The organism is Fulvimarina manganoxydans, assembly GCF_900176465.1.
In the GTDB taxonomy this organism is placed as follows: Bacteria; Pseudomonadota; Alphaproteobacteria; order Rhizobiales; family Rhizobiaceae; genus Fulvimarina; species Fulvimarina manganoxydans.
The window spans coordinates 1-9,430 of the sequence record NZ_FWXR01000042.1 but is presented as its reverse complement, the minus strand read 5'-3'; the positions used below and the strand labels follow the sequence as shown (position 1 = coordinate 9,430).

Here is a 9,430-nt window from a genome sequence, read left to right as displayed (position 1 = left end):
GCTCCGCGCCGCCGCCCGTCGCTCACCCCGCCCAGCCAAGCAACCCAACCGCCGGAAACGAACTTTCGGCTGGATAAAACTTGGGGGCAACGTCAGAGGTAAACTCGCTTCCGTTGTCGCTGACGATCATCTTGGGCTTCCCATGCTCGACTATCAGCCGATCCAGTTCGCGGGCGACGCGGACGCCGGACAGCGAGGTGTCGGCAATCAGCGCCAGGTTCTCGCGGGTGCAGTCGTCGACGATGGTGAGGATCCGGAAACGGCGCCCGTCCTCGAGCTGATCGGCGACGAAGTCCAGCGACCAGCGCTCACCCGGCACCAGCGGCACCAGCATCGCGCCATCGCGGCATCGCGGCATCGCGGCATCGCGGCATCGCGGCATCGCGGCATCGCGGCATCGCGGCATCGCGGCATCGCGGCATCGCGGCATCGCGGCATCGCGGCATCGCGGCATCGCGGCATCGCGGCATCGAATAGGTGTCCGGGACGCCCATTCTTGTCAAATGGCGCTTAATATAGCTGCCGATGATATCGTTAGGAATCACATTTAGAATGCACCGCAGAAGGCGCGAGATCCACGGGTCTATCGCCCAAAGCGTGGTATCAGCTTCCGCCGATTTAGGCCTTTCAACGGTGCCGCCGCTTGGCCTTCAAAAACGTAGCGAAGTCCGGATCGATTTCCTCAATTCCCTCGCCTGTACGAGAGCGCAAAAATTCATCGAGAAGGAGGACAATCAGTTCGTTCCTACTCAATCCTTCAACTCCAGCCTCCTCGTCAACTTTGCCGAGGATCTTCTGTGAGACCCTGATCGTCGTTGCCCCGGGGGATTTGCCAGTCGACGTATCCTCGCCCGACGCGTTCTGCGTCTTGTGGTTTCCAAGCAGTTCCACACGCAGCTTTTTCATATCGTTTCCGGTGTTCGAATGATCGTAACGATCTCTTCAAGGAGGGCTTCAAATTCGATCCTAGAACGAAGCGTGGATCGTTGTGTAAATGCCGAGCCGCCTTGGTCCATGGCATCGCGCAGGGGCACACGCCGCGTGTTCACAGTTTTCATAAAGAATCGGCTCAGGATTGCACTGTCGAGATAGCACTTGACAGCGCTAGATACCTCTGCACGACGACCTTCTAGCCGGTCCTCCGTGGCAGAAGGATCGACCAGCGAAAGGACAAATCGGATAGTTCGGCCGCGAGCATACGCCTTCTTGAATGTCCGCAGTGCCGGCGCACGCTCTCGCGCCGATGTCGAAAGAGGAATGAGCACAAGATCGGCGCAATCGATAGCAGCAGTATGGGATGCGAGAACCGCGCCGCACGTATCGATAACGACAAAATCCACGTTGATGAGGCGTTGCAAAACCCTCGGAACATCTGCCGGGTCGGCTTTGATAACTTCGAGCTTCCCGCCCGCCTGTCGCCATTCGACACAGGAATGTTGATCCGTATCCGTGTCGAGAATCGCGACCGTGTATCCCGCTGCGGCGGCAGCGGCCGCCAAATTGATTACGAGACCGGACTTCCCGACGCCGCCCTTCCCGCTCGCGACAGTGATTCGCACCTGTTTGCGTTCACCACGACTATCATCACATTGAACATCCCTAACTGACATGGCTTACCCCATCGAATCAGCATCGACCCGATGATCCCGCTTTCACGACTGAAAGCGGCATGCTAACTTGTTGACTAGACCGACATTGGGCTACGTTCGCGTTACGAGTTGCAATTCTGCAACAGTCTACGGATGCTAGCTCAGCTCCGTATGCAGAGCCTGCAAATCCGAACAACTACCGTCCACTGCTTTATGTTGAAGTAAGTAAAAATTTATGTAATCTTGATATATTAACCTACAATCACTTGAGGCGAATGTCGCTATTTACATTGACATTTTTCGTTTTATCTTGGCTGCATCGGCATCATTTCGACTGCTGACGATAGATCAGGAAGCAGGCGACCGCATGGGGCGGCCGCCGGGGGGGATTGCAGTCCCGCCCAGCGACCTGACCAAACTGACCTGTAAGGAAGGTTCAGAATGGCTAACGCGTTCATCGCGCGCATGGCGCTGCCGTGCAAGACCACTACCAATTTTTCCGACGAAGATAGTAATCCCGATGTCGCAGGCCTTCAGGGCTTGGCCATGTCGGACGAGGACGGGACCTGCCTCGCGCACCTCATCTCCCGTCCGATTGGCTCGCGAGAGATCGGTGGTATCCCATACATCACCGGCTGGGGGCCGATCATGCGGATCACCGAGATCCCCGATCTGCCGGACGAGTTCAAGTCTCAAATGATCGAAGCGGCACGATCGGCCCGCCGTCAGCCTCATCTCGGCCAGGATAACGGCGAGGTCGGCGCACTCCGCTCCCTCGATGCCGGCCGGCACGTCGCGATCTACGGTGTCGACACAACGCCCGACATGATCAGCGATGGCAACAACGTGAAGGGTGCCGCGCCGTCCATTCCTAATCGGGCGGGTCCTGTTTTTTCCAGAGACGAAGTCGTGAGCGCTCGCCGCATCCTCGGCGCCATCGCACAGTGCGGCGAATACGTCGCCGACCTTGCCTATGATCACTCAGCAGCTCTCAAGGGTGGTCGGAGAACAGAGCCCGCCAGCGAAGAACTCTGCCTAAAGCTCGCCGGCCTCGGCCTCGTCACGGCGACGCGCACGCCGACTGGCTTCATTCTCCGTTGCCCGAAGATCGGTCCGCAGCTCGACTGACGTCATTCGCGACACCGCCCGCAGCTTGGGCGCCGTTCAAATCTTCGTCGTCGCCTGACACCCCCTGCGTTTCAATCCGCTCGCCATCCATGGTGAGCGGCCGCCCCTTCCCTTCCGCTCATTATGACCTGGCGACATCGTCAGGCAGGAGGAATCCTATGTCCAGTCGTGATCGCAAGCATTTCCGCCACGCCATCCCCCGGCTGTCCCGCCGGGTCCTTTCCGGACGTCCGCCGCTCAATCCCGAAGCGGAATCGACAGCATCGAAGGCGGAAGATCCCATCTGTCGTACCATCGACGCCATTGCCTATTCGATCGTTGACGATGCCCTCGTCAGCGCGAACGCGCTGGAAGCCGATCCAATGCTTGGCGAATACTCCACCATCGCCAGTCTATTTCGTTCGATCGTGACGAGATCGGGTCAAGCGATCCCCGACGTAATTGCCGTCGCCCTTCGCGAGAATCCGCACTACCTCGTCCTGAGGGAACATCAACTGCCACTGACCCGCGCTGCCGATGAGATCGTTCGAAACAATGATCATACCACTCCCGATGTTGAGGTACGGGCAGATACGCATGTTCTCAACTTCTTCGCGACCGATCTGATCGTCATCGACCGGAACACTAGACACGCGACCCTAATTGAATGCGTCAGAGGCAGCGTGCGTCTTTCCGGTCCCCGGACAAAAGCTCTACTTCGGACGTTGCGGACGGCGGCCTTGAGCGCCCGCAGCGCGCTCGAAGCCGATGGTCATCGCATCAACGCCGTCACCTGCACCGTCTTCGACCGATATGGACGAGCAGGGCACGACGAGTCGATGACGATGCACGCCGGCGAGATCGACGCATTTCTCGAAGTTCCGGTCATTCATCTTCTCGATCGTCTCGACCGAAGCATTCGGGACAGGCTGGCAGCGATCGTCGAGCCGGCGCCCCATGAGTCTCACACTTCTAGCGAGGATCCCAAGCGAGAAAGCCGCTTGGTAGATCATAACGAAGACGTCGCTCAATTGCCGGATCATGAGGTCAAGCCGCCCAAGGGCCGGAACATACAGAACCCTCGTGTCATCTACCTTAGCCGGTCGATCGGACCTGCGGAATGGCGGCGGATGATGGGACGCAGTCCCGATCAGAACGATCGTCATCCCGAGCTGTCTCACTGACCGGCTGACTCGTCTGATTTGTCTTGCCTAGGCCTACAGTCTGTACCCGCATCGGCTAAGCGCTCCGCCTCTGCTGATCGGGTACAGTTGGCCGCATTCTCGAAAGTTTCACGATGCCGCCGAAGACGACCAGATCGACATCCGTGCTGCTTCTGTCGCCCGATGATGGCGCGACTCCGCGCCTCCTTCACCTCGATCCCTCTTTCTACGTAGCTGCCGCACTGCGACTCGGACGTCGGTCTATCCCGCGCTCGGAACGCGATCGAATGCTCGCTAGCCTCGATCGCCTCGTGGCGTCCGGCGATGCGACCGCTCCACTCGTTCGTAATTGGTTCGCTCGTCGGCAACCGGACAACAGGAAGGGCACCTGAGATGCGTGGCTCGGCATACATTGCTCCAGGCATTCCCGTCGGCTCGGAAGAGGACGACATCGTCAGGCTCGAGCGCCTCGCAACCGACCTCCGTCGCTACGCCGCCGGTAATGGTCCGACCGATGCCGAACTCGCGGCTGCACCTCTTCTGACCGTCGTTGCGACCGTGCCGGACATGTCGACGATGCGTATCGTCGGCAGCGTGGCCGGGCATCCGCTTTGTGGTTCTGGAAACGTCATGACTTCGCGGATCTACGCGATTGATCGCTCGGGATCGTGGGCACGGAGCTACTCACGGCTCTACAACATTGCTCCGCATTCCCGGTGGCACCAATGAGCCGGAGCGGGTATCGCTGGATTGGTACTCTCGGCCGATCCGGCGATGGCAGCTATTACGACGATCACCAGGCTGACCGCGACGACGTCGCCTCCGTCAGCACGGAAGCGACCGATCCGGTCACGACGTTCGTTCGAGAACGGCTTCAGAAGGTCTTGCAGAGCGTCGATCTCGGGGACGGACGAAAGCTGGTGGTCCTCCGCTGTCCAAACGCAGCATGTGTTGTCCTCAGCGAAGTACTGATGGAGAACCTGGACCGGTTCGCGATGCTTCCGTTCATGCCAGATATGCGCGACGCGCTCCGCCAAATGGAAAAGGCCTCGCTCGTTGTCATGGCGTCCCCAACCGACGAGATCAGTCTCCACGGCGATGCCGTTCTCGACTTCGTTTACACGGAAGCGGAAGCGACGGAAATCTTCGAACAAGTTTACGGCGTCCGCAAGGCGATCGGATGTCCGACGCTCGAGGACCTGCGCCGGGTGATCGTCACGACGACGGCCCCGGACAAGGCGGAGGCACGGCTGGCGGCGATCGCGTCTGAGACGGATGCCGCCGAGACCGAGCGGAAGAGGAAGGAGGAAGAAGCCGATCGGAGCCGAGCCGCACGTGAAGAGCGAGAGAGGGCGAAGGGGGCCGAGAACCTACACACCGAGCTTCATCGCCCGGTGTCTCCGCGTGCGTCCGACCTCACCGGCTACGGCGAGGCCGGCGTTTGGGCCATGGACCTGGCGACCGACGTTTCCGCTCTCAAGGACGGCCGGATCGGTGCCGAGGATCTCGATCGCGGGGCGCTACTATATGGCCCTCCCGGAACCGGAAAGACGCTCCTGGCACGTGCCATCGCCGCGGAGGCCGGCATTCCGATGATCCTCGGCGGCTACTCGATCTGGCTCGACAGCAAAGACGCTCGGGGCGACACCGCAATCCGGATGATCCGGGAAGCCTTTCGCGCGGCCCGGGCGAATGCCCCGGCTATCCTATTCATCGATGAGATCGACTCGTTCGGATCGCGTGGACAGAACGGGAATAACGAGAGCTGGTTTCGCCCGTTCATCACGACGTCTCCAGGAGATCGATGGTGCGATGAGCACGGCAGGTGTGATTGTCATTGCGGCCACCAACGACAGGCATAGCGTGGACCCGGCGCTCCGCCGCGCCGGACGGCTCGACCGTGCGTTCGAGATCGGACTTCCCGATGAGGCCGCGCTGAAGGGCATCCTCCGGCACCATCTCGGCGGAGTGGACGACGTCGCGATCGAGACCGTCGCGGCCGCGCTGGCGGGTTCGGTTTCCGGCGCGGACATCGCGAAGATTGCCAGAGAAACAAGACGGAAGGCTCGGCGATCCGGAAACGCCCCAACTGCCGCAATGCTGATCGAGTCGGCCCTTCCGGCGGACGAGCGGCCGGACGAAGAACGGTGGCGCATCGCTGTCCATGAGGCAGGACATGCAATCATCGGGGCCGCATGCGGCCGAATGCCGGAGGTCTTGTCGATTGTGGCGAAGGACCGCTCCGGAGGATATGTTCGGTTCGAGGGGACCGTTTCTCTCCTGCCCGGAGTTCTGGAAGCGTCAGTCCTGACGCTTTTGGGTGGCCGGGTTGGCGAACTGATCGTTCTCGGCGAATGCAGCGCCGGAGCGGCCGGCGATCTGTCGCAGGCAACGTCCCTGATCTCGGCCGACGAGAGTGCGGGCATGGGGAACTGGCTCTCTGTCGGAGACGTGTCCCGCTCGGTGGTCGAGCGGCGGCTGCAAAGACTCCATGCAGAAGCGACTCTAATCGCAATGCGACACCGTCAGGACATTGTAGATTTGGCAAATTTGGCGATGGACAAGCGCGTGTTATCCAACAATGTATTGCGGAAATTCTTTGTGGAACGTCACCGAAAATTTCTAAATCAAGAGTTTTATAATTGAACTATATTGCTTCAATGCAACAATCTCTTATGGAAAACTCTCCTGATTCGTCATGCGATATTGAACCATGCGCAATATTTTTACGGATTTTGAGGCTATCGGGTCAAACAAAAAGGTCGTTCCGCTTTCTTTCGACGAGATATAGATGGATCCGTCCTGCGACTGCATCAGAAAATCGCGGTTTAGACTTAAATACAGCCCTATATTCGCCAGTGGAGCTCGCCTCTGAAAAATTCTTCTAGCTTCGCACCTAAAAATTGAGAGAGATGGGCACGCCCCTCAGTAATCGAGACCCTCAAGTGGCCTCGGTACTTGGATATCAGGCTTGGCTTTCGGTCTCAGAGTATTCTCGGCTGCCAGAGATCTCCACCGCTTCATGGGCGCCGCGAATTCGGACGGAAGGTCGACGGCTTGAAGATCTTTTACGCGGGAAAGCGCGTCCAGAAGGACACTCCGTCCCTGGAACGGATCACTGGCACAAAGGATTTCGCGAGCAACCCCGGCGCTTCGTTCGACGTCCTTTCTCTGCTCAGCGATATTCTTCTCGCCCTGATCGAGCGCGGCCTCACGCACTGCTATCGCCGCCAGCCGCGCCTTCGCCTCTTCGAGCAGGCGGTGCATCTGCGCCTCCGCTATCTTCAGATCATTCAAGCGTTGCGTCGCTTTATCACAGGCGACTTTTGCCTGTTCTCGATCCTTAGCTGCAGCTTTGCGATCCTCGTCAGCCGCCGTCGCAGCGAGCCTCGCAGCGTCTTCCGCTTTCCTGATAGCCCGATACGCCCGCGGCGCCAGGTAGCGAGCGTTCGTCTCGGCTTTCGGTCGTCCGCGAAGAAGCCCGAGCGGTGCGCTGATCTGAGCAATCCAGTCCTGTAATGCGCTGAGCTTCTGGGGCTGCCCGAAGTGCTCGCGGACGGACACCCATCTCGCAGCTCCAGTTCTCTTCGTCTGCTTCGTGTAACTCGGAACGATGACCACACTGAGATGCGGCGTCGTTTCGTCGAGATCGAGACGCCAGCAAGCAACGGTCCAGCCATCTTTCTGACTGCAACCGAGGAGAACGACGGCAAGGAAATCAAGGATCTTGCGTGGATCATGGCGCTCTAGTGCTTCAGGCGAGTTTTCGCCAAGTCGCTCGGTGAGGGCGCGCCATCGTTTCGGAAGATCCCGCGGGAGAAACTGCGTATCATCGTCGGAGTCGACATCTGTCAGATATCGCGTTTCAAAGGCCCCATCGATAAGATCTCGCAACGCAGCCATACGCTCGGATCGCAGAGCTTCGATATCGTGCGCGGCTGCGGTAGCCTCCACCCCAAACTCGGTATCGCGAGCGAAGAAATCAGGGCTGGCGGTGAAAAGGAGCTCGGCGCCGATCGCTGCCCCGCGGCGGCATTTCAGCCCTGCGTTTTCGGTCGCAGCACTCAGGCAAGCTCCAATGTCGAAGGGGGATATTGGCTGCCCGGTCACATCAGTCGCTCGGATGCCGCCGGCAAGGACGAGGGCTCGGCGAGCCGGGTCACAATGACCGAGATCGTGCCCTCCCGATCGAAGCCCGTGTGTCGCTCTCGCTTTTGCATCGGCAGCGCTTCGGATCGGCTGGAATCTTACACATGAATAATTCGGCATCAGGACGCTCCAACGAGAGATCCTGATCCATTTCTCTCAGAAGTCGGAAAGTTGGAAAAAGAATCTGGCCGAGACCAGTGTCGCCGACGCTCCCGGCGGAAATCGCTTAGTGAGTCTAGACAATTGGTATTCAGATCTGATGTCGCTCGCGTTCTCGGCGCAAATGGGCAGCGGGCCGAGTCACTTCCGACTAGCGCTCGCGAAGCGGGCGGAATTGGTCAGCGCTTTGTTGCGGCCTTCGTCGCCACCTCCATCGCTTGGAACGACCATTTTGTCGCCAAGAGGATCGCAATCAGATTGAGGAGCATATGCGGGCCGAGCTGCCGAGGTAACAACAGGCGAGATTGCACAGAACGAACTCCGGCGAACGGCTCAACGGCCAAAAAGGCGCACCGAAGGCGGCGGCATCCACTCCGAGAGAAGCCCATTACGCTGCTCGACAGTGCGCATCTTCTTCGGTACGCTAACTCCGGCGAGTATGGTTGTCACAGGATGACTTATGAGGGTTCGCCGATGAAGCGGTAGCCGACGCCTGGCTCGTTCAGGATGAAGCGCGGCGCGGCCGCATCGTACTTCAGCTTGGCTCGAATGCGGCCGATGAAGACGCGCAAGTACTGGACGTCCTCGGTATGGGAGAGGCCCCACATTTCCAGGAGAAGCTGACGGTGGGACGATCCGACTTGCGTTTGACGCGAGGAACGCCATAAGATCGAACCCCTTGCGCGTCAGGCGAAAGGGCTCGCTGCCGCGGAACACTTCGTGCATCGCACGGTCGAGGACGAGGCCGGCGGAGGGGAGGCGCGCGGTCGGAGAAGCGTCATCCGGATTGCCGCGGATGCGCATGAGCACGCGGACGCGGGCGAGCATTTCGGCGATGCCGAAGGGCTTGGCGACGTAATCGTTTGCGCCGGCGTCCAGCGCCTCGACCTTTCCGCTCTCGGCCTGGCGGACGGAAAGTATGAGGATCGGCACCTGCGACCACTCCCTGATCCGGCGGACCACTTCCTTGCCGTCGATGTCCGGCAGGCCGAGGTCGAGGATGACAAGATCCGCCGTCTCCGTGGCGCTCTTGGCAATGCCGTCCTCGCCGCGCACCGCCTCGACGACGGAAAAGCCATGGGCTTCGAGGGGGATGCGCAGTGACCGGCGGATATGTCGTGGAGGAAGAGCTCATTCAACTTGCTGCTGGCCAACGGCAGCTCTGCGCCCAGGCCGTGTCAAAACGTCGACAGGGTTATCGTTCGATGTTTTGAGGCCGACCGGATGGCCGAGCGCCGGGAGATGGGGCTTTGACGGCTGCGT

At 59.7% G+C, this 9,430-nt stretch carries 9 protein-coding genes and 2 pseudogenes; 5 read left to right on the top strand and 6 right to left on the bottom strand.

All coding sequences use genetic code 11. From position 1 onward, the window contains the following. Nucleotides 1-91 precede the first annotated feature (91 nt). From B9A15_RS22150 to B9A15_RS23930, 3 genes and pseudogenes are all read right to left on the bottom strand, one after another. Nucleotides 92-322, bottom strand: a pseudogene (locus B9A15_RS22150) (DDE-type integrase/transposase/recombinase); the annotation flags it as partial. A gap of 305 nt (nucleotides 323-627) precedes the next feature. After that, the gene (locus B9A15_RS22145) at nucleotides 628-906 is read right to left on the bottom strand and encodes a ribbon-helix-helix protein, CopG family (RefSeq protein ID WP_084413125.1); all 279 of its coding nucleotides are present in this window, start codon (nucleotides 904-906) and stop codon (nucleotides 628-630) included. Beyond that, nucleotides 903-1,610 (bottom strand): nucleotide-binding protein, encoded by a 708-nt coding sequence (locus B9A15_RS23930; protein ID WP_084413124.1) that lies wholly within the window; start codon nucleotides 1,608-1,610, stop codon nucleotides 903-905. The genes B9A15_RS22145 and B9A15_RS23930 overlap by 4 nt, the downstream gene beginning before the upstream one ends. Nucleotides 1,611-2,030: 420 nt before the next feature. Between B9A15_RS23930 and B9A15_RS22135 the strand changes: the two genes are divergently transcribed. From B9A15_RS22135 to B9A15_RS22115, 5 genes are all read left to right on the top strand, one after another. Further along, nucleotides 2,031-2,717, top strand: a complete 687-nt coding sequence (locus tag B9A15_RS22135; RefSeq protein ID WP_084413123.1) for a hypothetical protein — start codon at nucleotides 2,031-2,033, stop codon at nucleotides 2,715-2,717. Between the two features lie 158 nt (nucleotides 2,718-2,875). After that, entirely contained in the window at nucleotides 2,876-3,880 is a 1,005-nt protein-coding gene (locus B9A15_RS22130; RefSeq protein WP_084413122.1) for a hypothetical protein, read from the top strand. Nucleotides 3,881-4,252: 372 nt separating this feature from the next. Continuing rightward, nucleotides 4,253-4,588: a DUF6634 family protein gene (locus tag B9A15_RS22125; RefSeq protein WP_084413121.1), complete on the top strand. Its 336-nt coding sequence runs from the start codon at nucleotides 4,253-4,255 to the stop codon at nucleotides 4,586-4,588. Between the two features lie 332 nt (nucleotides 4,589-4,920). After that, complete coding sequence (locus B9A15_RS23690; protein ID WP_170923409.1) at nucleotides 4,921-5,721, top strand: ATP-binding protein; 801 nt, start codon at nucleotides 4,921-4,923, stop codon at nucleotides 5,719-5,721. Next, complete coding sequence (locus tag B9A15_RS22115; RefSeq protein ID WP_170923410.1) at nucleotides 5,672-6,505, top strand: AAA family ATPase; 834 nt, start codon at nucleotides 5,672-5,674, stop codon at nucleotides 6,503-6,505. Before B9A15_RS23690 ends, B9A15_RS22115 begins: the two co-directional genes overlap by 50 nt. Nucleotides 6,506-6,784: 279 nt before the next feature. On the opposite strand, the gene B9A15_RS22745 is transcribed toward B9A15_RS22115, so the two are convergent. From B9A15_RS22745 to B9A15_RS23545, 3 genes and pseudogenes are all read right to left on the bottom strand, one after another. After that, on the bottom strand, nucleotides 6,785-7,969 hold the full coding sequence (locus tag B9A15_RS22745) for a plasmid recombination protein (protein ID WP_139798557.1): 1,185 nt from the start codon (nucleotides 7,967-7,969) through the stop codon (nucleotides 6,785-6,787). A gap of 656 nt (nucleotides 7,970-8,625) precedes the next feature. After that, the gene (locus B9A15_RS23550; protein ID WP_244557087.1) at nucleotides 8,626-8,739 is read right to left on the bottom strand and encodes a winged helix-turn-helix domain-containing protein; all 114 of its coding nucleotides are present in this window, start codon (nucleotides 8,737-8,739) and stop codon (nucleotides 8,626-8,628) included. A gap of 298 nt (nucleotides 8,740-9,037) precedes the next feature. Next, nucleotides 9,038-9,223 (bottom strand): annotated as a pseudogene (locus tag B9A15_RS23545) (response regulator); the annotation flags it as partial. Nucleotides 9,224-9,430 lie beyond the last annotated feature (207 nt).